We start from the raw sequence: 26,953 nt of genomic DNA on the forward strand, positions 1-26,953 counted from the left end.
CTGCCGACCCGGCAGCTGTTTTTTGTTTCTTAAAATATGGTGCAATTGATAAATGGCATCATACTTGGTACAATTAACTGAACATCCCAAGAAAAGTTGTGAATTTATGAAACCCATTGAACCGGTATATAAAGAGTTGAGAAATGAATTGGATGCCATCAGGAAAGGCATCGAGGTCATCGCTGTAACAAAGCAGGTAGGTGTTGAGCGTACCCGTGAAGCAATCACAGCCGGTCTCGGTCACCTTGGCGAAAATCGTCCGGAAGGTTTTCTTCGGAAGTTCGAAGCAATCGAAGATGAAGTCAAATGGCATTTCATCGGAAATCTTCAGAGCCGGAAAGTAAAAGAGATCATTAACCGGATCGATTATCTTCACTCCCTGGATCGGATGAGCCTTGCAAAGGAAATCCAAAAACGGGCAGACCATGTCATTAATTGTTTCGTGCAAGTGAATGTGTCAAAAGAAGACACGAAAAGCGGCATCCTTCCTGAGGAGACGCTGGAATTCATCAAATCCCTGGAGAAATATGATAAAATTAATGTAATCGGATTAATGACCATGGCACCGGATGTCAAGGATGAAGAAATGTTGCGGACAGTATTTCGCGGACTGAAAGCTTTGCAGCAGGAAGTTGCAGAAAAACAATGGCCGCATGCTCCCTGTACGGAATGTTCCATGGGCATGTCGAATGATTATTTGATAGCAGCGCAGGAAGGGGCGACTTTCGTTCGCATCGGGACTGCATTAATAGGTTCAGAAAGTGAGGCAGAATGATGAGCATTAAAAATTCATTCAAAAATTTCTTTTATTTAGAGGAATACGAAGACGGTCAGCCGCAGCAGCAAAACCAGCAGGCTCCCCGTTACGAAAAGCAGTCTGTCAGCCCTGAAATTCGCAAAACGCCGAAAGAACGCCGCCAAAAAGCTACTGATGCAAGCACGCCGAATCTGGTGAGCCTGCAGACTGCCGCAGCTAAATCATCCAAGGTGCATTTGGCAGAACCACGAGTCTACGCTGAAGCCCAGGATATAGCAGAACACCTGAAGAGTAAACGCGCCGTTGTTGTGAATCTCCAGCGCATTGAAAAGAGTCAGGGCCTGCGGATTATCGATTTTCTGAGCGGCACAGTTTATGCCCTTGGCGGAGATATCCAGCGCATTGGAACGGATATTTTCCTTTGCGTACCTGACACTGTCGAAGTGGATGGCGCAATTTCAGATTTCTATTACGACGAAGAACAATAAGAAGAGGTGCATAATTAACTGATGGCATACATCGAAATGTTTATATTAACTGCAGTGAATATTTATTTTTACCTTATCATCGCCAGCGTTCTGATGAGCTGGATTCCCAGCATCAAAGAATCGCGGTTTGGGCAGTTTATCACCAGCTTGACTGATCCCTATCTTGATATTTTCAGAAAGTTCATCCCGCCACTTGGCATGATCGACATTTCACCGATCATCGCCATCTATGCTTTGCTGCTGGCAAGCAGAGGGATCCAGGTGTTATTCGGAATGCTATAAGATCAGCCTCACGCTTAGTGGGGTTTTTTTCTTGAAAAAACTTCAATTCAGAAAGGGGCATCGCAATGGATTCCATTTTTCAGCATTTTCGAAAAGAAGAACAGCAATTTATCGAACAGGTTTCCGGCTGGATGAATGAAGTCGAAGACCGCTATACACCGAAGTTGACCGATTTCCTGGATCCCCGGGAGAGGTTCATCGTAAAATCGGTATTGGGCTCAAACGACATCCAGATGGAGTCAATGGGATTATTTCCGGACGCCGAACGTCAACGGGTCTTATTGTATCCATCTTATTACGAACCTTCATTGGAAGATTTCAATATAACGGTTTTTGAACTGAAGTATCCAGTGAAATTTGTAACCCTGCGACACCCGGATATTCTGGGGTCGCTGATGTCAGTAGGGCTGGATCGAAGCAAATTTGGTGATATCCGGATAGAGGGGGAGCGAATCCAATTTGCGGTGGCAGACGAAGTGAGCCTCTACCTCAAGACCAATTTCATTTCTGCCGCTAAAGTAAAAGTGCAATTACTTGAAGTGGAAGACGTTGCCGAAATGATTACAGCAACAGAAGAATGGCATGAAGAATCCCACACCGTCAGTTCCCTGCGGCTCGATACCGTAGTGAGTTCGGTTTATAATATCTCCCGGCAAAAAGCTTCCGCGTTGATCCACGGTGGCAAGGTGAAAGTGAATTGGCGAGTGCAGGAGAACCCTTCTTTTGAATTGCATGAATCGGATATGATTTCTTCCAGGGGCTTTGGCCGGATTAAAGTGCTGATGGTTGAAGGGCGTACGAAAAAAGATAAAATCCGCCTGCAGATCGGCCGGTTGGAAGTCCGGAAATGACCGCAGCATGGAATATCAAAAATTATACTGATATTTCATGCCATGGGCGGTATAATGGAAAGTAACAAACATAATTTAAGGAGAGTGCACTGAATGCCATTGTCCCCGTTGGATATACATAATAAAGAATTCAGCAAAGCGTTTCGCGGATACCAGGAAGATGAAGTGAACGAATTCCTGGATCAGATCATCAAAGATTACGAGATTTTGATGAAAGACAAAAAAGATCTGGAAGAGCGGCTGAAACAGACCGATGAACGTGTCGGACATTTCACAACCATCGAAGGAACTTTACAGAAGTCGATTGTTGTTGCCCAGGAAGCTGCAGAAGAAGTTCGCCGCAATTCCCAAAAAGAAGCGAAACTCATTGTTCGTGAAGCGGAAAAAAACGCAGACCGCATCGTCAACGAATCATTGACAAAAGCACGCCGCATTGCAATGGAAATCGAAGAACTGAAGAAACAGTCAAAAGTTTTCCGCAACCGTTTCAAAATGATTGTGGAAGCGCAGCTTGATCTGATCGATACGGACGATTGGGAATCATTGATGGAATATGATGTCGATACGACGACACTCGATAAACTGGAAGACAACAACGAAGACTACCGTCCTTGACTAAGGGTGCAACACTCTTTATAATTACGACATACTAGATATGTTGAACTAATAATCTATAAGAAACGATATTGCGCAAAACAGCTTCGAAGACATTAGCCGACGCTTGCGAGGCTAAGTCTTTGCGACGAAGCAGCGAAGCGATGCAGGAGCACAGTGTTTGTGCCTGGGGGCTTGCGCTGAGCTAACTCGGCCTCGTTGCACTTCGCCCGAGTGGATCTCATCACTGCGTCGGCATTCGCCTGCTCCCCTGGGCGTCTTCGCTGTTTTGCTCCATATCTTTGAGACTCTCTTCACGAAAGATGATCACCCAGCGCCGGCGCGACTCAGGACGGAGCGGAGCAATAAGACGAGTGGTTTTCTCGGCTTATTGTGGGAGCTCTGTCCAAAGCGCCGAAGCGTTTTTATACTGGTTCACTTATATAGATTCATTAAAATCATAAAATATGCGTTGACGGAGACAGTAAGCATAGCCGATTCAGGAAAGCGAGCCGGGGACAGTGCAAGCCCGGTGCTGAAAGCTATGAAGAAAATCACTCTTGAGCAGAACCGGGGAAAATGAGTATCCGGTTCCGTTTCACCACGATACGGTGTTCGAGTGGCAGCGTTCAAGCTGCAACAAGGGTGGTACCGCGAGTCTGGCTTCTCGTCCCTTTCCAGGGATGGGAGGTTTTTTATTATGTTTACAGGAGGAATTAGGATGGATTACAAAGATACATTATTGATGCCGAAAACCGATTTTCCAATGCGCGGAAATTTGCCGAACCGGGAACCGGAAATGCAGGCAAAATGGGAAGAAATGAATATTTATGGAAAAGTGCAGGAGCGGACGAAAGACATGCCGTTTTTTGTCCTTCATGACGGACCGCCATACGCAAACGGTGATTTGCATATGGGCCATGCACTGAACAAAGTGCTCAAAGACATGATTGTCCGTTCGCGCTCGATGATGGGCTTCAATGCCCCGTACGTTCCAGGCTGGGATACCCACGGCTTGCCGATCGAACAGGCATTGACAAATAAAGGCGTCAACCGCAAAGAAATGACAGTCGCTGAATTCCGCAAGCTATGCGCGGAATACGCCTATGAGCAGATTGACAGCCAGCGCAGCCAGTTCAAGCGCATCGGTGTGCGCGGTGACTGGGAAAATCCGTATGTTACGTTAAAGCCATCTTATGAAGCACGCCAAATCGAAGTTTTCGGTGCCATGGCCAATAAAGGCTATATCTACAAAGGTCTGAAACCGGTTTACTGGTCCCCTTCGAGTGAATCGTCGCTTGCGGAAGCCGAAATCGAATATCACGATAAAAAATCGCCATCCATCTATGTTTCATTCCCGGTGACGGACGGTAAAGGTGTTCTTGCCGAAGGCACAAAATTCATCATCTGGACGACAACGCCTTGGACTATTCCAGCGAATCTCGGCATCACGGTCCACGAAAAACTGGATTATGTTGAAGTTGAAGCCAACGGGTCTTTATATATCATCGCACGTGAATTGCTTGATGAAGTGACTGCTGAAATCGGCTGGGAAGCGCCGAAAGTGGTGCGTGAAATGAAAGGTGCAGAGCTGGAGAATATCCTGACGAAACACCCACTTTACGACCGTACTTCTCTCATTATGCTCGGCGACCACGTTACGGTCGATTCGGGTACGGGCTGTGTCCACACAGCGCCAGGACACGGGGAAGATGACTTTTTGGTCGGCAAAAAATACGGGCTTGATGTATTATGCCCTGTCGACGAACGCGGCGTCATGACGGACGAAGCGCCAGGATTTGAAGGCCAATTTTATGACAAAGCCAATAAAGCGATTACGGAATCGTTGGACGAAGCGGGTGCTTTGGAAAGCTTAGCTTTCATCACCCACTCGTATCCGCATGACTGGCGTACGAAAAAACCGGTCATTTACCGGGCGACTGCCCAGTGGTTCGTATCAATCGACGCTTTCCGTGATAATATCCTTAAAGCAATCAAAGAAACATCGTTCACGCCAGCATGGGGAGAAACGCGTCTCTTCAATATGCTCCGCGATCGTGGCGATTGGAATATTTCCCGTCAGCGTGTATGGGGCGTGCCGATTCCGGTATTTTATGCAGAAAATGGCGACCCGATCATCACGCAGGAAACAATTGCGCATATTGCCGATCTGTTCAGAGAACACGGCTCGAATATTTGGTTCGAGCGTCCGGCTGCTGAATTGCTGCCTTCAGGTTTCGAACACCCGAGCAGCCCGAACGGCATCTTCACGAAAGAAATGGATATCATGGATGTATGGTTCGACTCGGGATCGTCCCATCAGGCTGTGTTGGACGAACGGGAAGATCTTCAATATCCGGCAGACCTTTATCTCGAAGGCTCGGACCAATACCGTGGCTGGTTCAACTCTTCATTGACAACAAGTGTTGCCATCAACGGAATCGCACCTTATAAAGGCGTATTGAGCCATGGCTTTACATTGGACGGCAACGGCCGCAAAATGAGTAAATCGCTTGGCAATGTCATCGTTCCTGCAAAAGTGATGAACCAGATGGGGGCCGATATCCTTCGCCTTTGGGTAGCATCAGTCGATTACACGGCAGATGTCCGCGTATCCGATGAGAACTTCAAACAAGTTTCAGAAGTATACCGCAAAATCCGCAACACGCTGAAATTCCTTCACGGAAATCTGGCCGATTTCAATGAAAAAGAGAATCGTGTCGCTTTCGAAGACATGCGTGAAATGGATCAGTATATGGCTATGAAACTTCAAAAAATGATTGAAACTGCCCGTAAAGGTTATGAAAACTACGAGTTTGCGACAATCTACAATGCATTGAACAATTATTGCGCAAACGATTTGAGTTCTTTCTATCTGGATGTCGCAAAAGATGTCGTCTACATTGAAGCCGCTGACCACCCGCACCGCCGCGCGATGCAGACAGTCATGTTCGATTCATTGATGTCCATCCTGAAATTGGCGTCGCCAATCATTCCGCATACGGCTGATGAAATGTGGTCGTACCTTGGATTTGTCGAAGAAGACAGTGTCCAGCTGACTGATTTCCCGAAAGCGGTTGTAAATGAGGGCTTTAAGGACCTGGAAGCGAAATGGTCGACATTCATGGCTGTTCGTGACGACGTGCTGAAAGCGCTAGAAGAAGCGCGCGCAGCGAAAACGATCGGCAAATCGCTGGAAGCCAAAGTGACGGTTTACGGTTCAGAAGAAACGAAGAACCTTCTCGCCTCTGTCGATGACAATGTGGCGCAGCTGTTGATCGTGTCCAATTATGAATTCGGTGGAGCTCCTGAAGAAGCACCGGCTGATGCATTGGTATTAAATCACGTAACTGTATCGGTTGAAAAATCTGAAGGTGAAAAATGTGAGCGCTGCTGGACAATTTCAAACAAAATCGGCGTAAGCGAAGCACACCCAACGCTTTGCCCGAGATGTGCTGATGTTGTAGAGAAGCACTATAGCTAATTGAAATTGAACCGATATTCCGCAAAACAGCTTCGAAGAGTTGAACGAAGCCTGCGAGGTCAAGTCTTTGCGACGAAGCAGCGAAGCGATGCAGGAGCACAATGGTTTTTCCTGGGGGCTCGCGCTGAGCTAACTCGTGCTTGTTACACTTCGCCCGAGTGGATCTCAGCACTTCGCTCGTAACGGAGTTGGCTTACCAACTCCGTTACTGCTCCCCTGGGAGTCTGCGCTGTTTTGCTCCATATCTCTAAAGACTTCTCTCAGCGCCGGCGCGCCTATGGACTGAGCGGAGCAATAAGACGAGTGGTTTTCTCGGCTTATTGCGGGAGCTTTGTCCTAAGCGTCGAAACGTTAATTACATGACTTTTCAATCGAAGGGAAAATAAATTGTTGAGGTCTGGAGAACCGTTAGCCCGGCTCTCCGGACCTCACCTATTTAGAGGCGGATTGTGTTAAAATAGAACGACAGATGATTTGACGGGGGAAACATATGTTTATTTATTATGCAATTGCATTGGTGATAATTGCTGCCGACCAGTTTACTAAATGGCTGGTGGTGCAGAATATGGAGCTCGGCGAACGGATACCGGTGTTTGAGCCGTATCTTGCCTGGCTTTCGCATCGCAACCGTGGGGCAGCCTGGGGCATGCTGGAAGGGCAGATGTGGCTGTTTGGGATCATTACCGTAGCGGTCATTATAGCCATCCTCTATTATTTCCATAAACACGCCCAGGGCCAGCCGCTGTTTCAAATCAGCCTGATGGTCATTCTGGGTGGTGCCATCGGAAACTTTATTGACCGGATGCTCCTCGGTGAAGTCGTTGATTTTATCGATGTGCTGATTCCTGTCATCAATTATGATTTTCCAATATTCAATATTGCCGATGCTGCACTGACAATCGGGGTTATCCTGATGATCATATTCGTGATCTATGACGAAAAACAAGAAAAGAAAAAGGTGTCTTAATGGAAATTGAAGATTTAACAATTCAAATTACAGAAGAAATGGCCGGACAACGAATTGACAAAGCCGTTTCGTCGATTGATGAAGATTGGTCACGTTCACAAATCGCCAACTGGGTAAAAGATGGAAACGTTCGGGTCAATGGTGAAATAGTCAAACCGAATTATAAAGTGCGTCCCGATGATGTGATCATTGCTACGCCACCGGTGCTTGAAGAGCTCGACGTGGTGCCGGAAAACCTCGATCTTGAGATCGTTTATGAAGACGCCGATGTTTTGGTCGTCAACAAACCGAAAGGCATGGTTGTCCATCCTGCGCCCGGCCATTCACGGGGTACACTTGTCAATGGCCTGATGTATCAGTGCACCGATTTATCGGGGATCAACGGAGTCGTCCGTCCAGGTATTGTGCACCGGATTGATAAAGATACATCCGGTTTGCTGATGGTCGCAAAAAATGACGCGGCACACATGTCACTGGTCAACCAACTGGTGCGAAAAAGTGTAACCCGCAAATATCTTGCTTTGGTTCATGGACATATTCCCCATGACAAAGGAACAATCGAAGCACCGATTGCGCGCGATCCGAAAGAACGCCAGAACATGTCGGTTGTGGATAGAGGCAAACATGCCGTGACGCATTTCCGTGTTCTTGAACGTTTCGGCGACTTTACACTGGTTGAATGCCGCCTGGAAACAGGGCGTACGCACCAGATCCGTGTCCACATGAAATACATTGGCTTCCCGCTGGTCGGCGATCCGAAATACGGACCGAAGAAGACGATGGACATCGGCGGCCAGGCATTGCATGCCGAAGTGATCGGTTTCGATCATCCGAAAACCGGTGAATACATGGAATACTCAGCTGAAATGCCGGAAGAATTCTCGGAACTTCTTGAATCTCTTCGAAAGAAGGATTGACAAAACCGTCTTTCCTTCTTTATACTTGAAAAAACAAATCGAATAATAACACCTTTAAAAACAGTCCAGAGAGGCTGAGAAGGTATTTACGCAAGCCGGAGGTCTGTCTTCCGTGCTGGACTTTTCTGCGCATATATCCTCCTGCCCTCCGGCAGGAGGTTTTTTATTTGCCCAAAGGAGATGAGACAATGGTGGAGAAAGCAGATATTCTGGACGAGCAGGCCATGGCAAGGGCCATTACCCGCATTGCCCATGAAATCATTGAACGCAACAAGGGAATTGATGACATCATACTGGTCGGCATCAAAACCAGAGGAGCGTTCATCGCAAGGCGGCTAGCTGAAAAAGTGGAGAAAATCGAAGGCAAAGCGATTAAAACCGGCGAGCTGGACATCACCCTTTACCGGGATGATTTGAGTGTCAAAAATAAAAACAATGAACCGCTTGTCCAGCAGGTGGATATCAAACACAGCATCGAGGGACAGAAAGTGGTGCTGGTTGATGATGTACTGTTTACAGGCCGGACCGTGAGAGCGGCGATGGATGCGGTGATGGATATCGGCAGACCAGCCCAGATCCAGTTGGCCGTGCTGATTGACCGAGGACACCGGGAGCTACCGATCCGCTCGGATTATGTCGGCAAGAATATCCCGACATCCAGCAACGAGCGGATCGTTGTTGAGATGAAAGAAAGCGACGGCAAAGACCGCGTAGCAATACACGAATAGTAGAGAGAGAGACGGGGGAGAAATTTTTGAGCGAAGCAGTATTAGATATACATGACAAACCGAAAACCGGCCAGTGGATTTCACTGAGCCTCCAGCATATGTTCGCCATGTTCGGCGCAACAATTCTCGTGCCGCAGCTGGTTGGGTTAAGCCCGGCGATCGCCTTATTGACAAGCGGTATCGCGACGATTATTTTCTTGTTGATCACCCAATTCAAAGTACCGGCATACCTGGGATCATCATTCGCCTTTATCGTGCCGATACAGGTTGCGACATTATCAGGGGGTATCGGCTCCGCAATGATCGGCGCGATGTTCGTCTCTGCAGTATATGCCCTTGTATCACTGATCATCTGGAAAACAGGCTATCAATGGCTGATGAAAATTTTGCCGCCGATCGTAGTCGGCCCGGTCATCATCGTCATCGGATTGGCTTTGGCCGGGATAGCAGTCGATATGGCCATGACAATTCCTGCAGCTGCCGGCGGTTCGGAATACAGCCTGCTGCATTTTTCAGCAGCAATCGTCACCCTTTTGACTGCCATCATCTGTACGATTTACTTTAAAAATATCATTTCACTGATGCCGATCCTAATCGGCCTGCTCGTCGGTTATGCCTACTCAGCAGCAATCGGCATCATCGATTTTGCGGCAATCGGCGAAGCAAGCTGGTTTGCGATACCAGACTTTTTGATTCCCGGTGTGGATTATTCCTTCCAGGTCACTCCGACCCTGCTGTTCATCATGGTGCCGATTGCGATTGTCACCATCTCTGAACACATTGGGCATCAGTTGGTTCTCGGCAAGATCGTCGACCGGAATTACATAAAAGATCCGGGATTGCACCGCTCGATTTTGGGCGATGGTCTTGGAACCTTTATATCTTCACTTATTGGGGGTCCTCCCAAAACGACATACGGGGAAAACATCGGAGTTCTGGCAATCACGCGGGTGTTCAGTGTTTACGTCATCTTCGGTGCAGCCGTCTTTGCCATCGTCTTCTCCTTCGCCGGGAAATTAATGGCGGCCATCGAAACGATACCAACCGCGGTACTGGGCGGAATTTCGATCCTGCTGTTCGGAATCATCGCTTCATCGGGCCTGCGCATGCTGGTCGACAACAACATCGATTTCGGCAACAAACGCAACCTGGTCATTTCATCTGTCATCCTTGTTATCGGAATTGGCGGAGCAAGACTTGAATTCAGTGAAACCTTTGTCATCGAAGGAATGGCGCTTGCGGCAATCATCGGGGTGCTACTCAACCTGGTGCTGCCGGGTCTGGAGAAAGAAGAACTTGACGACGGAACTGAATAACCACCTTTTAATGAATGTCCCGAGAGGCATGGAAAGGGTTGATAGATAAGGGCGAAGTCTGCCCTTGTTTCCTCACACCTTCCTGCCCTCAGGAAGGTGTTTTTTATGGGAGGAGACAAATATATGCCAAATATTTTGACGATGGACAACTTATCAAACGACACCATCATGGGGTTGATCGAACGGGCGACAGCTTTTGAAAAAGGGGAGCAGCTTACACTCGGTGGCACGGTCATCAATCTGTTTTTCGAACCGAGCACCCGCACGAAAATGAGCTTTGAAATGGCGGAATATAAACTCGGCATAACTGCGCTGCCGTTTGAAACCGGCTTCTCCAGTGTCCTAAAAGGAGAAACGCTCTACGATACGGTAAAAACTTTGGAAGCAATTGGTGTGGATGCGATTGTCGTCCGCCATAGTGAAGAAGAATATTATCGTCAACTTGAAGGGATCAAATTGGCAGTAATCAACGGCGGCGATGGCTCTGGACAGCATCCGACACAATCGTTGCTGGACTTGTATACGATCTGGCAAGAGTTTGGCCGCTTTGAAGGCATCCATGTAACGATTGCCGGCGATATCGCCCATAGCCGCGTGGCAAAATCGAATGCCGCAGCTCTTGCCCAGTTGGGTGCTAAAGTAAAATTTGTTTGTCCCCCGGAATGGAGTGGCGATTTTGAAAGTTCAGAACAGCTGGATGATTATATAGAAACAACTGATGTTGTCATGATGCTCCGTGTGCAGCACGAACGGCACGCAGACAGTGAACTGCTGCGGGTTCAGCATAAACGCCATGCAATCAGTGAGCTGCTGACGAAGAATCAATATCATGAGCGATATGGCCTAACCGTTGAGCGCGAAATGAAAATGAAGAGCTCGGCAATCATCATGCATCCGGCACCTATCAACAGAGGCGTCGAAATTGCGGACAGCCTGATCGAATGTGAACGCTCACGAATCTTTAAACAAATGGCAAACGGAGTATTTATCCGCATGGCAGTTCTTGAATACGCAATGAAAGGGAGAGATTGAGATATGAATTTATTCATCAGAAATGTAAACATGCTGCAGAACGGGGAATTGGCTCCGGTGAATATCCGCGTCACTGAAGGAAAGCTAGCCGAAATTGGAACAGAGCTTACCGCACACGGAGAAAAAGAAATAGACGGCAAAGGCCGAATGGTCGCACCAGGGTTTGTTGATGTCCATGTTCATTTGCGTGAACCGGGCGGCGAACAGAAAGAGACGATCGAGACAGGGACGAAATCGGCGGCAAGAGGCGGCTACACAACCATTTGCGCAATGCCAAATACGCGCCCTGTGCCGGACACGAAAGAAAACCTCCAGCACGTCAACGGCTTGATCGAAAAGAATGCGCACATCCGGGTTTTGCCGTATGCCTCCATCACGATACGAGAAGCAGGAAAAGAACGGACCAACTTAAAGGAACTGAAAGAAAACGGGGCATTCGCGTTCACTGATGATGGCGTCGGGATACAGGAAGCGGGCATGATGTTCGAAGCGATGAAGGATGCCGCTGCCATCGACATGGCGATTGTGGCGCATTGCGAAGACAACAGTCTGATCTACGGGGGCGTGATGCATGACGGTAAGCGCAGCCGTGAGCTTGGCTTAAAAGGCATACCTGCTATTGCGGAGTCGGTCCATATCGCACGCGACATTCTGCTGGCCGAAGCGGCAGGCGCGCATTACCACGTTTGCCACGTGTCGACAAAAGAATCGGTGCGTGTCATACGGGATGCGAAACGAGCAGGTGTGAGGGTGACGGCGGAAGTAACGCCACATCATTTATTGCTGACGGAAGAAGACATTCCTGGTGATGACGCCAATTACAAAATGAATCCGCCGCTTCGCTCGACAGAAGATTACGATGCGCTGCACGAAGGGCTGCTTGATGGCACGCTCGATTTTATTGCAACAGACCACGCACCGCATACTGCTGAAGAAAAAGCGAACGGCATGGATAAAGCGATGTTCGGAATCGTCGGCTTTGAAACAGCGTTTCCACTGCTGCACACAAAATTTGTCGAAACAGGGATGTGGTCGCTGGAGCAATTGATCGACTGGATGACAAAAAAACCGGCACAAGTGTTTGGTTTGCCATACGGTACGCTTGAAAAAGGGCAACCAGCGGATCTGGTGCTGCTCGACCTTGAAAAAGAACAGGCAATCGATGTGGCAACATTTGCATCGAAAGGGAAAAACACACCGTTTGGCGGCTGGAAATGTAAAGGGTGGCCGGTAATGACAGTGTTCGGTGGAGAAATCGTTTGGCAGGAGGAGGCTCATCAATGAAACGTTATTTAATCTTAGAAGATGGCACGGTATTTGAAGGGACAGCTTTTGGAAGTGAGGATGCGTCTGTTGGGGAAATCGTTTTCAACACAAGCATGACTGGTTACCAGGAAATCTTATCGGACCCATCGTATTGCGGACAGATCGTCACGATGACATATCCGTTGATCGGCAACTACGGCATCAACAGCGATGATTTTGAATCGATCGAACCCGCAGTCAAAGGTATGGTAGTGCGGGAACTGGCTGAGTATCCGTCAAACTTCAGAAACAAATCGACGCTGTGCGAATTATTCAAGACAAAAGACATTCCAGGCATCACAGGTATCGATACGCGCAAACTGACACGTCTCATCCGTTCAAAAGGCGCGATCAAAGGCATCCTGACAGCAGCGGGGGAAGAAGTTGATATCAACGATGTTGTGAGTAAGCTTAAAGAAACGCCATTGCAGACGGACCAGGTCGCACAAGTTTCCACCGCCCGCCCTTATCCGAGTCCTGGACGCGGCAAACGCGTCGTCTTAATCGATTACGGCATGAAGCACGGCATTCTGCGTGAACTCAATAACCGTGATTGCGACGTCATCGTCGTTCCGTATAACACGAGCTCACAGGATATTCTTGCCTGGGGACCGGACGGTGTCATGCTGTCAAACGGCCCCGGAGATCCGAAAGACGTGGAAGAATGCGTCGAAGTGGTCGGTGAACTGCTCGGGCAGGTTCCGGTGTTCGGAATTTGCCTCGGCCACCAATTGTTCGCCCGGGCTTGCGGAGCAGATACGTTCAAACTGAAATTCGGGCATCGCGGCGGCAACCATCCGGTACGCAACCTGGAAACCGGCAAAATCGAAATCACTTCACAGAACCACGGCTACGCCGTTAATGAAGATACATTGCAGGGAACACGGTTGAAAGTGACACACCAGGCGTTGAATGATGGCACAAACGAAGGCCTCACTCACTTGGACTATCCGGCTTTCACTGTGCAATACCATCCGGAATCGTCACCGGGACCAGAAGATTCCAATTACTTGTTTGACCGTTTTATCGACATGATGAGTGCAAATCGAAAGGAGCAGCAATATGCCTAAAAGACAAGACATCCAAAGTATCCTCGTAATCGGGTCCGGCCCGATCGTTATCGGACAAGCTGCAGAATTTGACTATGCCGGCACACAGGCTTGCCTCGCGTTAAGAGAAGAAGGCTACCGTGTTATTCTGATCAACTCGAATCCGGCCACCATCATGACGGACACGGAAATCGCAGACAAGGTTTATATCGAACCGATTACCCTTGAATTTGTCAGCCGCATCCTGCGCAAAGAGCGCCCAGATGCAGTTCTGGCTACGCTTGGCGGCCAAACAGGGTTGAATATGGCAATTGAACTCGACGAATCGGGCATCCTCGACGAACTCGGAATCGAAATTCTCGGCACAAAACTGGAAGCGATCCACAAAGCGGAAGACCGCGACCTGTTCCGTACGCTGATGAATGAACTTGGTGAACCTGTTCCGGATTCCGATATTATCCATAACCTGGATGAAGCGAAAGCATTCGTGGAACGCATCGGCTATCCGGTCATCGTACGCCCTGCATTCACGATGGGCGGAACGGGCGGAGGAATCTGCCACAACGACGCACAACTGAAAGAAATCGTCTCAAGCGGTTTGAAATACAGCCCCGTGACACAATGTCTCCTTGAAAAATCGATCGCAGGATTCAAGGAAATCGAATACGAAGTAATGCGCGACGCCAACGACACGGCGATTGTGGTCTGCAATATGGAAAATATCGATCCAGTCGGCATCCATACGGGCGACTCCATTGTTGTGGCACCGAGCCAAACTTTGTCTGACCGCGAGTACCAGATGCTGCGCAATGTGTCCCTGAAAATTATCCGCGCTCTTAAAATCGAAGGAGGCTGCAACGTGCAGCTGGCGCTTGATCCGGACAGCTTCAATTACTTCATTATCGAAGTGAATCCGCGCGTCAGCCGTTCATCGGCACTTGCTTCCAAAGCGACGGGCTACCCGATCGCCAAACTGGCAGCGAAAATTGCCGTAGGTCTGACACTGGACGAAATGATGAATCCGGTAACGGGTCGCACCTATGCTGCGTTTGAACCGGCACTCGATTATGTGGTGACGAAAATTCCACGCTGGCCGTTCGATAAATTCGAAGCAGCAAAACGCAACCTCGGCACACAGATGAAAGCCACAGGCGAAGTCATGGCAATGGGCCGGACGTTCGAAGAGTCGATCCTGAAAGCGGTGCGTTCGCTTGAGACCGGACAATTCCATCTGGAGTTGAAAAATGCCGATGCCATGAGCGACGAATGGATTGAAAAACGAATCCGTCGTGCAGGAGATGAGCGCTTGTTCTTCATTGGCGAAGCGCTGCGCCGCGGTGTCACGATCGAAACGATTCACGACTGGAGCCAGATTGACTTGTTCTTCCTGATGAAATTCCAGAATATTGTCCAGTACGAAGCGGTTTTGGCTGATAATATATACGATTTTGACACAGCGAAAAAAGCGAAGCGTTTAGGCTTTGCTGACCGCACGATTGCGAAATTGTGGAACACAACGGAACAGCAGGTTTATAACTGGCGCAAAGAACATAAATTGATGCCGGTCTATAAAATGGTAGATACTTGCGCGGCGGAGTTTGAATCGGAAACCCCTTATTTCTACGGAACTTATGAAGATGAAAACGAGTCGGTCCGGACAGACAAAGAGAGCGTCATCGTTCTGGGATCGGGTCCGATCCGCATCGGACAGGGTGTGGAATTCGATTATGCCACCGTCCATTCGGTTTGGGCCATCCAGGAAGCTGGCTACGAGGCGATAATCATCAACAACAACCCGGAAACGGTCAGTACCGACTTCTCGATTTCGGACAAACTGTATTTCGAACCACTGACAATTGAAGACGTTATGCACATCGTCGACCTGGAACAGCCGAAAGGCGTAGTGGTGCAGTTTGGCGGCCAGACAGCCATCAACCTGGCCGACAAGCTGGAACAGAATGGCGTGAAAATCCTTGGGACAACACTTGAAGATACCGACCGTGCGGAAAACCGCAATAAATTCGAGGCAGCACTCAATAAAATCGGCATCCCGCAGCCACTCGGCAAAACGGCTGTTTCCAAAGAAGAAGCGGTTGTGATTGCCAATAACATCGGCTATCCGGTATTGGTGCGACCTTCCTATGTTCTCGGTGGACGCGCAATGGAAATCGTCTACAACGAGCAGGACTTGAACTATTACATGGAACACGCTGTGGAGGCGAGCCCGGAGCACCCAGTGCTGGTCGACCGCTACCTCACAGGAATCGAAGTGGAAGTGGATGCCATTTCAGACGGTGAAAACGTGCTGATTCCAGGCATCATGGAACATATCGAACGCGCAGGAGTGCATTCCGGTGACTCGATCGCAGTTTACCCGACGCAGAATCTTTCACAGGAACTGATTGATACGCTGGTCGATTATACGACGCGCCTTGCCAAAGGTTTCAATATCATCGGCTTGCTGAATATCCAGTATGTAGTTTCAAAAGGCGATATTTTCGTCATCGAAGTCAATCCGCGCTCCAGCAGAACAGTACCTTTCATGAGTAAAATCATGTCGATTCCGATGGCAAATATCGCAACCAAAGCGATACTCGGCCAAAGCATCATTGACCAGGGATATACACCGGGACTCGTGCCGAAAGTCAAAGGCGTTTATGTCAAAGTCCCAGTATTTTCATTTGCGAAGCTGCGCCGTGTCGACATTACGCTCGGACCGGAAATGAAATCGACCGGAGAGGTCATGGGCAAAGATATGACCTTGGAAAAAGCGCTTTACAAAGGGCTCGCTGCAGCCGGAATGGAAATCAAAGATCACGGCACGGTATTGCTGACGGTGGCGGACAAAGACAAAACAGAAGCGGTAGGCCTTGCAAAACGATTCAAATCAATCGGCTACCAGATCATGGCGACAGGCGGAACAGCAGCGGCTTTCGAAGAAGCGGGAATTGCAGTTGCGCCAATCGGTAAAATAGGGGCGGAAGGCAGAACCTTGCTTGATGTGATCCAAAGCGGAGATGCCCAAATCGTCATCAACACGCTGACAAAAGGCAAACAGCCGGAACGCGACGGTTTCCGCATACGCCGCGAATCGGTGGAAAATGGTGTTCCTTGCCTGACTTCACTTGACACCGCTGCGGCGATGCTGCGGGTTATTGAATCGATGACATTTTCTGCAGAAGAAATGGGGGCTGGCAGATGATCAGACAACAGCGCATGACAGTGATTGCCCAGCAGTCCATTGCAAAGCATATTTTCGAGCTGACGGTTGAAGGGGATTTGGTCGAGGAAATGGCCGAACCGGGTCAATTCGTCCACGTCCGTGTGGCAGACAGCTTTGAGCCGTTGTTGCGCCGTCCGATTTCAGTTGCTTCAATTGATAAAGAAAGGAATAACTTTACGATGATTTACCGCGCTGAAGGCCGTGGTACCCAAATTTTGGCCGACAAGAGAGCCGGGGACGAAATCGATGTCCTGGGCCCGCTCGGCCACGGGTTTCCTGAGGAGCAAGCAGAGAAAAAAGCTTACCTGATCGGCGGCGGCATTGGCGTGCCTCCGCTTTACGAACTGGCGAAACAGCTCAACAGTCGGGGCATCGAAACGGTGCATATCCTGGGATTCGAAAGCAAAGAAGCCATTTTTTATGAAGAGAAATTCAAAGCGCTTGGCGAAACCCATATTGCCACAGTGGACGGTTCACACGGCACGGAAGGCTTTGTTACGCATATCCTGAATGAATTGCCGCATGATTTTGATACGTATTTCAGCTGCGGACCGACTGCGATGCTTGAAGCGGTTCAATGGGCATATCCACAGAAGAAGGGCTTTCTTTCCTACGAGCAACGGATGGGCTGCGGCATCGGCGCTTGTTTCGCCTGTGTCTGCCGCACGACAAAATCAGAAACGGATTACATCAAAGTCTGCTCGGACGGACCAGTATTCCCTGCAGGAGTGGTGATTACATGATTGATATGACAATAAAACTACCCGGACTCGAATTAAAAAACCCGATTATGCCGGCATCCGGCTGTTTCGGATTCGGCAAAGAATATGCACAGTTTTATGATCTCTCCCAACTTGGTGCCGTTATGATCAAAGCGACAACGGTTGAAACGCGGCTGGGGAATCCGACGCCGCGTGTTGCGGAAACCGCAGCGGGCATGCTGAACGCTATCGGCCTGCAAAATCCTGGACTGGAGAAAGTGTTCGGCGAAGAATTGCCATGGCTCGAACAATTTGATGTACCGATCATCGCCAATGTTGCGGGTACGACGACTGAGGATTATGTCGAAGTGGCGCGCGCCGTTTCGAAAGCAGCAAACGTCCACGCACTCGAAATCAATATCTCCTGCCCGAATGTCAAAAAGGGCGGCATCACGTTCGGAACCGATCCGGCAGTTGCCCGCGAATTGACGAGAGCGGTGAAAGAAGTTTCATCAGTGCCGGTCTACGTCAAATTGTCGCCTAACGTGACGGACATTGTGTCAATCGCCAAAGCGGTCGAAGAAGGCGGGGCTGATGGCATCACAATGATCAATACACTGCTCGGCATGCGGCTCGATCCCAAAACCGGACGCCCGGTTATCGCGAATATCACCGGCGGCTTGTCGGGACCTGCCATCAAACCGGTAGCTTTACGCATGGTCTACGAAGTAAGCAAACAAACCAACCTGCCGATCATCGGCATGGGCGGCGTCACGGATGTGGACGACGTCATCGATTTTCTGTCGGCCGGAGCCAGCGCAGTGGCAGTCGGCACAGCCAACTTCGTCAACCCGTTCGTATGCCCGGAAATCATTGGGAAGTTGCCGGAACGGCTGCACGAACTTGGTTATGACTCGGTGCAGGAAGTTATCGGAAGGAGCCACCGCCTATGAGAAACGACAGACCAATCATCGCTTTGGATTTTGCAACGAAAGAACAGACACTGGAATTTTTAAAACAGTTTGATGAAAGTCTATTTGTGAAAGTCGGAATGGAATTGTTCTATCAGGAAGGGCCAGACCTTGTACGTGAAATCAATGGACTCGGCCACGACGTCTTCCTGGATTTGAAACTCCACGACATCCCGAACACAGTGGAATCCGCCATGCGCGGCATCGCAAAATTGGATGTGGCAATGGTCAATGTCCATGCGGCAGGCGGCGTTGAAATGATGAAGGCAGCAAAGCGTGGACTCGCAGGCAGCAGGACCCAATTGATTGCGGTGACGCAATTAACTTCTACCAGTGAAGAAGGGATGCAGAAGGAACAAATGATCGATGTAAGCCTCGAAGAATCCGTTGTCCACTACGCCAGATTGGCAGACGAGGCCGGACTCTCGGGGGTGGTCTGTTCCGTTCATGAAGCGGAGGCAATTGGCGACGCATGCGGAGAAGAATTTCTGCGGGTGACGCCGGGCATCCGGCCGGCACAAGTGTCAGTGGATGACCAAAAGAGAGTAGCGACTCCTGACGAAGCGCGGGCAAAAGGTTCAACGCATATCGTGGTTGGGCGTGCCATTACAAAAGCGGAAGATCCAAAAGACAGCTATCGACAAATAGCGGCGGAATGGAGTGGTGAATGATGAAAAGAGCAACAGCTAAGCATTTATTGGACATCGGAGCAGTCCAATTGCGCCCAGAGGATCCATTCACATGGGCATCGGGAGTAAAATCACCGATCTACTGCGACAACCGCCTGACGATGTCGTATCCGACAGTGCGCAAGGAAATCGCCAAAGGGTTGGCAGACACGATTAAGGAATTCTATCCGCAATGCGAAGTCGTGGCTGGCACAGCGACAGCAGGTATTCCGCACGCTGCATGGGTCAGTGATCTGTTGGAAATGCCGATGGTCTATGTGAGGTCCAAGCCGAAAGAACATGGTCAGGGCAATATGGTCGAAGGCAAAGTGGAACCCGGCAAAAAAGTCGTGGTGGTGGAAGATCTGATTTCAAAAGGCGGTTCGGTGATCCAGGCGGCACAAGGCTTGCAGCAGGCAGGATTCGAAGTACTCGGCATCGTCGCGATCTTTACATACGACTTACCGCAATCGGTCGAAGCCATTGAAGAGGCAGGTTTTACATTCCACACGCTGACTGATTTTCCGGCGCTTGTCGAAGAAGCGGCAAGTACGGGAGAGATCGAGCAGAACGATCTACCGATGCTCGAAGAGTGGCACGAACAATTGAAAGCTGGAACATTGAAGAGCTGATCTTAGGGTCGGCTTTTTTTATCGAAGCATTCGTTTAAGTTTAAAATACTGAATTTAATGGCAGGATTATTTAACATTCTTCTTTTAACTGTTCGTAAAAGTGTATGCAATTTCACGAACGTTCGTAAAATCGTTTGATACGTTTACGAACGCTCTTTAGGGTCATTTTCAGCCCTTTTCAAAGCGTTCGTAAAAGTGTACTTTTACGAACGCTTTTTATTCAATTTATTATTAACGTTAATCTCAGCTATTTAATCGTGGTAATTATTGTTAAAATTGATGTAACGAAATTTTTAGAATCTCTTTTAAAATCTGATGGCTGTGCTATTCAATTGAAAGGGTGATGTCTTATGAAAATAAAATGTATCGGTAGAACCCAGGTCTCATTTATTTTGGAAGGAAAACGAATTCTTAAGGAGATGTTCCATTGATTTTAAGTGCAGGAAGATTTGATGTGGCTTCAGAAACAGAAAGATTGATTATACGGCCGTTACGGAAACAGGATTACCAAGAATGGCTAAGTGGATTTGAACTGCGAGATCGTTCCCAATACAGGCATGATCCTGGGAAAATGGACATGAGTGAATGCACACAGGACTGGTTTGAAGACTTGGTGAATAAACATCAGGAATTAGCCATAAATGATAGTGCGCACGTTTTTGGCATTTTTCGAAAAGAAGATGGAAAGCATTTAGGAATGGTTGATTTTTCAACCCTGGCCAGAAGCAGCTTTCAGTGGGGGAGAATCGGTTATACGATACACAATCAATACTGGAAAAAAGGGTATGGCAAAGAAGCCGTAAAAGAAGCGCTGCATCTGGCTTTTATCCACCTAGGATTTCACCGGATAGAAGCGCATATCAATCTGGATAATCTGCCGTCCATGAATTTGGCAGAGAGCGCAGGGATGAAATTTGAATGCAAAAGGGAGGGTTTTCTCTTTGAGAACGAAGAGTGGACGGATCACTTGGTCTATTTTGTGAATGCGGAGAGATAACTTCTTCTACTGTTAGGAGCGTAGCCAGAGATCATTCAGTAGCTGGAATTTATAGCTGAAGGATCAGTAAGAAATTTGAGAAAGCGAATGTAACTTAAGTGCAGTTAAATTACATTTAAATTGCTATAAAAAACAAGGAGGAAGAAAATGAAAAACAGTTCATCATTAATTATTGGTCTTGCAATTATAATAGGATTTGCAATTTTAGGGTTTTCTTTAGTAACGGCATTAGGAGAAAAAGATTCCGAAGCAGTTAGCACTAATACTGAACATAGGTATGAATTAATCCCTGCAAATGAAAATAATCTCATCATTTTTGATAAAGAATCAGGTCAGTATTGGAATAAATTCATACCAGTTGATGAAGGACCAACAACTTGGGAAAAAGGAGATTCTCCAATAAAAAATAATGAGTAGTAACCAATGATAGTAAGATCAGCAAATACAATCTGAATGTAACTTATTGTGAATTAAGTTACATTCAAAAACCTTATTCTAAAGGAATTTAAAGAGTAGTATCCTAGAGATATTATTTCCAAAATACTTTCTAAAATAAATGAAGTAGGAGGAGGAAAATATAGATATTGGACCAGTGAAGTGGAAAGAACTGATGCTAAACGGCAGTATAATTCTGTTTGTTGAAACCAAGGTTTTAGAAAAAAATATTAAAAAGATCGAATCTGAAGGATTTGAAGTAGTTCGGTTTGATTGCAGAGAATGGGATGAAGAGATTTTCCATAAAGAAGTTGCGAGGAAGTTGAATTTTCCAGCTTACTACGGTGAAAACTTAGCTGCGTTTAGTGATTGTCTATCTGATTTACCAATAAAGAATACGGGCCTTTTGTTGGTTTTTACTCATTACCAGTCCTTCCTTGCGAAACATCCAGAAGTAGCCATTGTTATGTTAGAGATCATCCATATAAACTCCTGGAGATTTTTACTCGAAGGAAAAGCTGTATTGAGTTTTATTCAATCGACTGATCCGGAAATATCGCTCCCTGCCATAGGTGGAATGGTCCCCGATTGGAATGGAGAAGAATGGTTTGATAAAGATCGAGGGATATAAATTAAATAAAGTGAATGTAACTTATTAACAATTAAGTTACTTTCAGTTCCCCGATTTTACTGACTTCAACAGAAAATCATTTCAAACTATTTTCATTAGAAAAAATGATACATTCAGAATGCTATTCTGTAAGCTTTTGAAGCTTGAATCTCAAAAGATATAGGGTTACATATCCGAACTTATCGGGAGCCTTTTAAATATCAAGGGAGAAAAGAAGTGCTGGAATCAGCTTTTTCTCTCTTTTTGTTTGCATTCACATACTTTAACAAACGCTTCGAAAAGTGGAATAGAAGTTTTTGAAAAAGGAATTCGAGCTATTTAGTTGAATTACCTAATATGTGCAAAGGGCATAAAGTTAAATGGTAATTTACTGGTGTTGCTGAAAAGTAGAACAGAGCTTTGTATGGTTCAACGGCATTAGAAAATCTAAAGGGGTGTTAGACTATGGGCAAGATTTACATAAGTCAGGAAGAATGGGGATCGGAGGAAGAGTTTATTATATTTAATGATTTCCAGAAGGTTTCGAAATGGTATATTGGACCTTCAGAATATGAAGACTATGTTGATAGAACCCGTGAATTCTTGTCTGACTTTATTTGCACGCAGGATTCGTTCCCCGTTTTTCTCACCTTTGAACCTTACAGTGATCAATCAGTGAAACTTGAAAAGTTGCTTAACGACAATGCGATTTCTTATACTTCTCGTGTAGAAGATATTGGAAGCAGAATGTTTCCCGTTTTCACGATCAAGCTGAAGGATGTACAAGATTTGCAGCTTGTCTTAGAAGAGACGTTTTGGATGGCAGCTGCCAATCAATTTTTCGCCTTTTCCTTTACCGATAACTGCACGTATAAATTGGTCATGAAAAAAACACTATGGAGAAAAGAGAAGCCTTATATGTTGCCTTATTTTCAGATGGAGGAAGATTCTACAGTTATAACGATTTGGCATGATGGGCAAGGGTTTAATCTTTATACGAGTAATGAACGATACAAAACATTGGAAAGTCTCATTAACCAATTGCCTAAAGGTATAATAGTAGAAAATGATTAAATAGAGACAAGGGGATTCTTCTCGCAAATGGTAAGTTTAAGAAAATATTTTCGACTGGGCTATTGGTTAACATATCATCCGATTATCGGGAGCTGCATAAATACGAAGGGAGAGAAGATGTGGTAGTGACCCCTTAAAGTTAGAGTTTAAATTATGCAGCTAATTGGCTGGCATGAATTCGGTAGTTTACCGGGCTCATGCCGGCCAATTTTTGCTTAATGCGTTCGTGGTTATAGTAGTGGACGTATCGTTCAATCTTCAGCTTCAGTTCTTCGTACGATACCAGTTCTTCTCCGTGGTACATCTCCTGTTTAAGCAGACCAAAAAAGTTTTCCATCGCCGCGTTGTCGGCACAAGTCGCCTTTCGAGACATGCTTTGGAAAATTCGGTGTTGCTTCAAAGACTTCACCCATAATCGGTGCTGATAATGCCAGCCTTGGTCGGAGTGGATGGTTGTCCGGTAAGCAGCCTGGTCTCCGATAATCGGCAGGGCATGGTGCAGCGAGTCCAGGACGAAGTCGAGGGTGGGGCGTTTCGACATACTCATGCATATGATTTCGCCATTGTAGAGATCCATCACAGGGCTTAAGTAGAGCTTTTCCTCGCCCATACATTTGAATTCGGTGACGTCCGTCACGATTTTTTGTAAAGCGTGCGATGTGTGGAACCGGCGGTTCAACCGGTTTTTTGCGATGGTGCCTACTTGGCCCTTATAGGAACGATAGCGCGATTTCCGAATGAACTTGATGCAAGTTAGGTTCAATTCGCCCATGATGCGCTGGACTTTTTTGTGATTGATGACGTAACCCTGCGCCTTTAATTCCAGATGGATCCTGCGATACCCGTAACGGCCTTCGTGTTTTTCAAAGAGCTCCAGAATCAACGTTTCCCATTCTAAATTGGGGTCTTCTAACCCGAATCGCTGGCGGTGGTAATGATACGTGGCTTCTGGAAGATCGACAATCTCCAGCACATCCGTTAATCGGAACCCTTCTTTTTGGAGTTCGAATGCCAGCGCTGCTTGTGCTTTTCGAGGTAGGCATCCGGATTCTCCTGGAAAGCGTCCAACTTTTTTAAATAAGCAACCTCCAAACGGAGAAGCTCATTCTCGCGTTCAAGTTGTTCTTCACGGGACATTGTCCTAGCCGGTTTTGCCGGTTTCTTTTTCGGATTTTTCGCCATGGGTGGCCGTCCTTTCTTTCTCAGGCCTTCTGCCCCTTCCGCCAAAAACGTCTGTTTCCATTTTACAATGAGTGTAGGGTTGTGCATCTTGAATTCAATCGCTGCGTCTTGGTAGGAAGCGCCTGTTTGTTTCATAAAGTGTAATACATCCAACTTGAATTGAACAGAATACACCCGGTACTTCTGCCTGTTACGCAAGCCCTCTTTTCCGAATGCCTGGAAAGCCCGCACCCAGCGTGCAATTTGTCCGTGGCTGGATATCCCATATCTTCGGGCTAAGCGTGGATAGCCCAACGGGCCAGCCAAATACTCATTGACGAGCTTCAGTTTAAATTCTTCGCTATATTTTATCATAGAAAAAACACCTCCAAAGTTAGATTTTTAACTCTAACTTTTGGGGTGCACCACCTGCGCTATGATCAGCATTGGCTCTCCCTTTTTCTCTATTAAAGTGTACTTTTACGAACGCTTATATTCCCAGAATTATATAGCTATTATATTTAGTTCTAAGTATATTTAGCGTAAGAGTTTCGATTCTGATAATAAGTGAGAAAAGATAACTAAGGAGGACCTATGGAAAAAAGTAAACTACGCATTATAAAAGCACCCCAAATGTTAGATTTGAACTCTAACTTTTGGGGTGCTCCACCTTTAAGCGAAATGCTTTTCTCATTTTATTGGGGGAATTGTAATAATATAAAAATAAATAACAAAAATGCGAAGGGAGAAGAAAGCAAAGCGATTTTTTGCCAGTTCGCAAACTTACTATATAAGTAATTTATAAACAATAGCGGAAGGAAGGAAATGAACCACCTTAACCAATAAAGTAAATCATCCATGTAAGGATTGGAGCTGATAGGGATACTTGAATCTAAAGGGACTCTTCCTAGAAGAAGATTTGATATTAAAAATAACAATAAAAAGTTTAATGCTAATTTCCATTTTTTATATCGAGATTTTAAAAGTATATAAACCGAGGCATTAATAAACGCGAACAGAGGAATTGCAATGAAATAATAAAGCATTGAACTAATCTCAAATAAAGCGGCAGCACGAAAAAAGGGAATAAATGCGAGAGCATGATAAAAAACGTAAACCACAGAACCCCCTATAAAATTCTTTAAATAAATTTCGCCCACTACATGCACTCTCCTATTAGTCATTTTGCAAAAAACTATACATAATCTTTTGAATACTTTACCAAATATACCCCGAAATAGATATAAAATATTTACTATTTTACTTGAAAATTTTAGTTGATATGTAAAAAAAAGATGCTATTCTATATTAAAGATTTAAAATTCTAAAAAATCAAAAAGAGAGCAGGAGAAAAATTTTGAATAACTTGAGAAGATTACCGTTTCTGTTAGGAATATTAGTTTTATTTTTATTCGGTTTTTCAAACGAGCAATCAGGTATTCCGGAAGTCAATATCAAAAAATTACCCAATATGATTGAGTTAAGTTGGAGTCCTGTTCCATTAGCAACTGAATACCTGATTTATAGGGATGGAAAAATAATATATAACGATATCAAAAATGGCTTTTCACATAAAAACTTGGAGGATGGGGAGTATGTTGAATATCATTTAGTAGCAATCGATAGTCAAGAAACTATACTTGCTCATACTTTAGTCAAAACGTCAGTTGTGCACCCGAAGTTTGCATCTCAAGTGGGTATGGACATAATTGTTTCGAAAGATTCAATTGCGTTGGATTGGAAAGATTTAGCTAATGCCGAGAAATATAGTATACAAGTAAATGAAGGCTTTCCGATGTTTAAATCTAATTCAGATATAAAACTAACAAAACTCGAAAATGAATCATCATATGACATATCTATGTTTGCTGAAGACACAAGTAATAAAACGAAATCTAAAGACGAAGAAAAAGGAGACCATTATATTACAGTACCAGTTATTACGCTTCAAGACTTTACTGGTTTGTCTTTATCTGAGCTATCTACCGAAACACCTATAGAAGAAGCGGTAGTAAACAGTACTACTGAAGGTCCCTACGTTGATCCTATAGAAGGCACAATCGGAATCGATGAACCTATAAATGGAATTGAAGGAGTTGACGAGCCTACTTTTGCGACTTCCGCAGGTAGTGTAAGTACTTTAAAGCATAGAACTTTTATTAGGCCAAATCCATTTAAATTTTCACTTTGGAGCTCTCCGACCATACAATGCGGAAAAGGAGATGGAAGAACTTTTTCTCCGACAGCTGGAACTTCAAGAACACAAGTTTTTGTAAGTGTTTATTGGGATACTAGAACATATGGTTTTTCTAAGTACGCATATGGATCTACAATGTATGACCGTACTTGTAATACAAGTACAGCATACACAAAATACCCTACTACATCTGGTATTGGATTAAGTGTTAAATATATTTATGCTTCAGAAGCGGGGTTCCATTTGACTCACAGAGCTGCATCCCCCCATACTTTTTCCGGTGTGCGATTACCGGATATTTATTATTACTATAACCTGACGATGACGAAGGCTGGAGCTACCTATATGTATGGAAGTCATGATCAGTTCCCATGGCATGAAATCTATCGTTCTAATAATGGAGGAACATGGAGAGAGTTATATACGTACTCTCCTACAAATGGAGGTGCCGATGCTTGGAAACTTATAAGCCCTTGGCCAAATAAAACAATTGATGATAGAAATTATTAATAGC

Annotated in this window: 26 protein-coding genes and 1 other annotated feature; of the genes, 24 read left to right on the forward strand and 2 right to left on the reverse strand. The window is 46.2% G+C overall.

From position 1 onward, the window contains the following. Positions 1-106: 106 nt before the first annotated feature. From DIJ65_RS04240 to DIJ65_RS04345, 22 genes are all read left to right on the forward strand, one after another. Entirely contained in the window at positions 107-775 is a 669-nt protein-coding gene (locus DIJ65_RS04240) for a YggS family pyridoxal phosphate-dependent enzyme (protein WP_117303185.1), read from the forward strand. Beyond that, positions 775-1,245, forward strand: a complete 471-nt coding sequence (locus DIJ65_RS04245; RefSeq protein WP_117303187.1) for a cell division protein SepF — start codon at positions 775-777, stop codon at positions 1,243-1,245. Before DIJ65_RS04240 ends, DIJ65_RS04245 begins: the two co-directional genes overlap by 1 nt. A 21-nt stretch (positions 1,246-1,266) precedes the next feature. Beyond that, on the forward strand, positions 1,267-1,527 hold the full coding sequence (locus DIJ65_RS04250; protein WP_117303189.1) for a YggT family protein: 261 nt from the start codon (positions 1,267-1,269) through the stop codon (positions 1,525-1,527). Positions 1,528-1,592: 65 nt separating this feature from the next. Continuing rightward, positions 1,593-2,378 (forward strand): YlmH family RNA-binding protein, encoded by a 786-nt coding sequence (locus DIJ65_RS04255; RefSeq protein WP_117303191.1) that lies wholly within the window; start codon positions 1,593-1,595, stop codon positions 2,376-2,378. Between the two features lie 93 nt (positions 2,379-2,471). Continuing rightward, positions 2,472-2,993 carry a DivIVA domain-containing protein gene (locus DIJ65_RS04260; protein ID WP_117303193.1) on the forward strand — a complete coding sequence of 174 codons (522 nt, stop codon included), beginning with the start codon at positions 2,472-2,474 and terminating at the stop codon, positions 2,991-2,993. Positions 2,994-3,435: 442 nt separating this feature from the next. After that, positions 3,436-3,650: a binding site (T-box leader), on the forward strand. A 43-nt stretch (positions 3,651-3,693) separates the two neighbouring features. Next, entirely contained in the window at positions 3,694-6,456 is a 2,763-nt protein-coding gene (gene ileS, locus DIJ65_RS04265) for an isoleucine--tRNA ligase (RefSeq protein WP_117303197.1), read from the forward strand. Between the two features lie 490 nt (positions 6,457-6,946). After that, positions 6,947-7,423, forward strand: a complete 477-nt coding sequence (lspA, locus tag DIJ65_RS04270; protein WP_117303199.1) for a signal peptidase II — start codon at positions 6,947-6,949, stop codon at positions 7,421-7,423. A 5-nt stretch (positions 7,424-7,428) separates the two neighbouring features. Then, complete coding sequence (locus DIJ65_RS04275) at positions 7,429-8,340, forward strand: RluA family pseudouridine synthase (protein WP_117303233.1); 912 nt, start codon at positions 7,429-7,431, stop codon at positions 8,338-8,340. A gap of 191 nt (positions 8,341-8,531) precedes the next feature. Next, positions 8,532-9,068: a bifunctional pyr operon transcriptional regulator/uracil phosphoribosyltransferase PyrR gene (pyrR, locus tag DIJ65_RS04280; protein ID WP_313903006.1), complete on the forward strand. Its 537-nt coding sequence runs from the start codon at positions 8,532-8,534 to the stop codon at positions 9,066-9,068. Between the two features lie 26 nt (positions 9,069-9,094). Then, the gene (locus tag DIJ65_RS04285; protein ID WP_117303201.1) at positions 9,095-10,384 is read left to right on the forward strand and encodes a solute carrier family 23 protein; all 1,290 of its coding nucleotides are present in this window, start codon (positions 9,095-9,097) and stop codon (positions 10,382-10,384) included. A gap of 123 nt (positions 10,385-10,507) precedes the next feature. Then, complete coding sequence (gene pyrB / locus DIJ65_RS04290) at positions 10,508-11,416, forward strand: aspartate carbamoyltransferase (RefSeq protein WP_117303236.1); 909 nt, start codon at positions 10,508-10,510, stop codon at positions 11,414-11,416. Positions 11,417-11,419: 3 nt separating this feature from the next. After that, entirely contained in the window at positions 11,420-12,700 is a 1,281-nt protein-coding gene (locus DIJ65_RS04295; protein ID WP_117303203.1) for a dihydroorotase, read from the forward strand. Further along, on the forward strand, positions 12,697-13,791 hold the full coding sequence (locus tag DIJ65_RS04300; RefSeq protein ID WP_117303205.1) for a carbamoyl phosphate synthase small subunit: 1,095 nt from the start codon (positions 12,697-12,699) through the stop codon (positions 13,789-13,791). The genes DIJ65_RS04295 and DIJ65_RS04300 overlap by 4 nt, the downstream gene beginning before the upstream one ends. Next, complete coding sequence (gene carB, locus DIJ65_RS04305; protein ID WP_117303206.1) at positions 13,784-16,972, forward strand: carbamoyl-phosphate synthase large subunit; 3,189 nt, start codon at positions 13,784-13,786, stop codon at positions 16,970-16,972. The genes DIJ65_RS04300 and carB overlap by 8 nt, the downstream gene beginning before the upstream one ends. Beyond that, positions 16,969-17,736 (forward strand): dihydroorotate dehydrogenase electron transfer subunit, encoded by a 768-nt coding sequence (locus tag DIJ65_RS04310; protein ID WP_117303208.1) that lies wholly within the window; start codon positions 16,969-16,971, stop codon positions 17,734-17,736. The genes carB and DIJ65_RS04310 overlap by 4 nt, the downstream gene beginning before the upstream one ends. Continuing rightward, positions 17,733-18,647, forward strand: coding sequence for a dihydroorotate dehydrogenase (locus tag DIJ65_RS04315; RefSeq protein ID WP_117303210.1), 915 nt, complete (start codon positions 17,733-17,735; stop codon positions 18,645-18,647). Before DIJ65_RS04310 ends, DIJ65_RS04315 begins: the two co-directional genes overlap by 4 nt. Further along, positions 18,644-19,336, forward strand: a complete 693-nt coding sequence (gene pyrF / locus DIJ65_RS04320; protein WP_117303211.1) for an orotidine-5'-phosphate decarboxylase — start codon at positions 18,644-18,646, stop codon at positions 19,334-19,336. The genes DIJ65_RS04315 and pyrF overlap by 4 nt, the downstream gene beginning before the upstream one ends. Beyond that, positions 19,336-19,965: an orotate phosphoribosyltransferase gene (gene pyrE, locus DIJ65_RS04325; protein ID WP_117303213.1), complete on the forward strand. Its 630-nt coding sequence runs from the start codon at positions 19,336-19,338 to the stop codon at positions 19,963-19,965. The genes pyrF and pyrE overlap by 1 nt, the downstream gene beginning before the upstream one ends. 427 nt (positions 19,966-20,392) lie before the next feature. Beyond that, positions 20,393-20,962 (forward strand): GNAT family N-acetyltransferase, encoded by a 570-nt coding sequence (locus DIJ65_RS04330; RefSeq protein ID WP_117303215.1) that lies wholly within the window; start codon positions 20,393-20,395, stop codon positions 20,960-20,962. A 147-nt stretch (positions 20,963-21,109) separates the two neighbouring features. Next, positions 21,110-21,379, forward strand: coding sequence for a hypothetical protein (locus DIJ65_RS04335; RefSeq protein WP_117303216.1), 270 nt, complete (start codon positions 21,110-21,112; stop codon positions 21,377-21,379). Between the two features lie 175 nt (positions 21,380-21,554). Beyond that, positions 21,555-22,028: a barstar family protein gene (locus DIJ65_RS04340; RefSeq protein ID WP_117303218.1), complete on the forward strand. Its 474-nt coding sequence runs from the start codon at positions 21,555-21,557 to the stop codon at positions 22,026-22,028. Positions 22,029-22,472: 444 nt separating this feature from the next. Further along, the gene (locus DIJ65_RS04345) at positions 22,473-23,081 is read left to right on the forward strand and encodes a hypothetical protein (protein WP_117303219.1); all 609 of its coding nucleotides are present in this window, start codon (positions 22,473-22,475) and stop codon (positions 23,079-23,081) included. A 151-nt stretch (positions 23,082-23,232) separates the two neighbouring features. On the opposite strand, the gene DIJ65_RS04350 is transcribed toward DIJ65_RS04345, so the two are convergent. Both DIJ65_RS04350 and DIJ65_RS04355 read right to left on the reverse strand, forming a co-directional pair. After that, positions 23,233-24,096, reverse strand: coding sequence for an IS3 family transposase (locus DIJ65_RS04350; RefSeq protein ID WP_117303221.1), 864 nt, complete (start codon positions 24,094-24,096; stop codon positions 23,233-23,235). Next, the gene (locus tag DIJ65_RS04355) at positions 24,060-24,617 is read right to left on the reverse strand and encodes a helix-turn-helix domain-containing protein (protein WP_117303222.1); all 558 of its coding nucleotides are present in this window, start codon (positions 24,615-24,617) and stop codon (positions 24,060-24,062) included. Before DIJ65_RS04355 ends, DIJ65_RS04350 begins: the two co-directional genes overlap by 37 nt. A gap of 219 nt (positions 24,618-24,836) precedes the next feature. Between DIJ65_RS04355 and DIJ65_RS04360 the strand changes: the two genes are divergently transcribed. Both DIJ65_RS04360 and DIJ65_RS04365 read left to right on the forward strand, forming a co-directional pair. After that, positions 24,837-25,040, forward strand: coding sequence for a hypothetical protein (locus DIJ65_RS04360; protein ID WP_142836463.1), 204 nt, complete (start codon positions 24,837-24,839; stop codon positions 25,038-25,040). Positions 25,041-25,599: 559 nt separating this feature from the next. Continuing rightward, entirely contained in the window at positions 25,600-26,949 is a 1,350-nt protein-coding gene (locus DIJ65_RS04365) for a DUF3238 domain-containing protein (protein WP_117303226.1), read from the forward strand. Positions 26,950-26,953 lie beyond the last annotated feature (4 nt).

The sequence above is a fragment of the Planococcus salinarum genome (assembly GCF_007004625.1).
GTDB lineage: Bacteria > Bacillota > Bacilli > Bacillales_A > Planococcaceae > Planococcus > Planococcus salinarum.